This is a genomic window from Vibrio sp. 10N.222.46.A1 (assembly GCF_041473595.1).
Taxonomy (GTDB): Bacteria; Pseudomonadota; Gammaproteobacteria; order Enterobacterales; family Vibrionaceae; genus Vibrio; species Vibrio tasmaniensis_A.
Window position 1 is genome coordinate 1 of sequence record NZ_JBFRSN010000608.1, and the last position, 1306, is coordinate 1306.

Annotated in this window: 2 protein-coding genes and 1 pseudogene; all 3 read left to right on the forward strand. The window is 44.7% G+C overall.

The window, feature by feature from the left end; all coding sequences use genetic code 11:
- Positions 1 to 256, forward strand: a pseudogene (locus AB4496_RS16935) (hypothetical protein); the annotation flags it as partial.
- A gap of 51 nt (positions 257 to 307) precedes the next feature.
- Positions 308 to 793, forward strand: coding sequence for a DNA repair protein RadC (gene radC, locus AB4496_RS16940; protein WP_372009887.1), 486 nt, complete (start codon positions 308 to 310; stop codon positions 791 to 793).
- Between the two features lie 103 nt (positions 794 to 896).
- Complete coding sequence (locus AB4496_RS16945; protein ID WP_102257729.1) at positions 897 to 1181, forward strand: DUF1640 domain-containing protein; 285 nt, start codon at positions 897 to 899, stop codon at positions 1179 to 1181.
- The last annotated feature ends 125 nt before the right edge of the window (positions 1182 to 1306 follow it).

Sequence of the window (1306 nt, forward strand, 5' to 3'; positions counted from 1 at the left end):
GGACTTTAATTCGAGCGTTCGAGCGGTCAAAGTGCATGAGATTTTACTTAAGGAGTTTGGTTATACCGACTCTTTGATCTTGGAGGAAAGCCAGAAAGGAAAAGGGGTGAGCATTAGCGTATGTGACAGAGTGACGACGGTAAAACAGATGCGAGAAGATTACGCCTACGCGAAAAAAGAAGAGAGAAACGTTGAAACGACCGCTAAGCATCAAGAAATAGCAAAAGACCTTCTGGCTAGCTTGTATGGCCAATAACACGGACTGAGCGCCGCCCATCACGACTTTAAATATTAAAAGGGATCTATTATGTCTGTACTTGCTAACTACTCTAATCACAGCCTTTTCTCTGTAGAAGAAAAAGATATCTTGCACCATGCCGCGAGCATTTTAAAATCTAAGTTGTTTGTGTCAGAGCAGACGCCACTCAATTCCCCTGAATTGGTGAAGTCATTTTGTCAGACTTCACTCGCTTCCAATGAAAGCGAAGTGTTTGGGGTGATATTTCTTGATAGTCAGCATCGAGTTTTACGCACAAAAGAGATGTTTAACGGCACCATTGACGCCGCATCCGTTTACCCTCGTGAAGTGGTCAAAGAGTCACTGGCCACAAATGCAAGCGCGGTCATTTTTTATCATAACCATCCCAGCGGTGATGCCACACCCAGTCAAGCCGATCGACGTATTACTCGACGACTGACCGACGCGCTAGCCTTGGTTGATATTCGAGTACTCGATCACTTCGTGGTGTCTTTTGAAGATGTGGTGTCATTTGCGGAGCGTGGTTGGATATAACCATTAGTTAGTGGAAAATGTCTCTCATTCACGCCTATTCTGGCGTGAATGACTTCGGTAACGTAATGCAGTAAACTAAAGACAACTAAATAAGGTTTCTATTATGTCTGAATCAAGCAAAGTTACATTAAGCGTTGAAGAGCTGATCAACCTAACCGCTCATGCTGCCACTCAAGAGCAGTTAAATGATACGCGGAAAGAACTCGATCAGAAGATCGAAGCGGTTCGTAATGAGCTGAAATCTGATATTCAAGGGGTACGGAATGAGGTCCTGGGGGTTCGTAATGAAGTGAGTTCCCTTAAAAACCTCATTATTGCTACTGCCTTTGCGATGATTGCGACGGTAGCCGGTGCCGCGTTTTGGGTTGGCAGTCATATCACCGCTTAATGTACAAATATGTTTTCTGAAATGCCTCTTATCCTAGAGGCATTTTTTTTACCTCGTGATTGCTGTGTACGCTTGGGTTTCTGCGCTAAAAGAGGTTGAGCCAAAGGCTCGACCGCAAGCGGTCG

What these genes read in the sequence shown, in the direction of transcription:
- radC (WP_372009887.1), top strand. Translation starts at nt 308, where the DNA reads ATGTCTGTACTTGCTAACTACTCTAATCACAGCCTTTTCTCTGTAGAA.
- AB4496_RS16945 (WP_102257729.1), top strand. Translation starts at nt 897, where the DNA reads ATGTCTGAATCAAGCAAAGTTACATTAAGCGTTGAAGAGCTGATCAAC.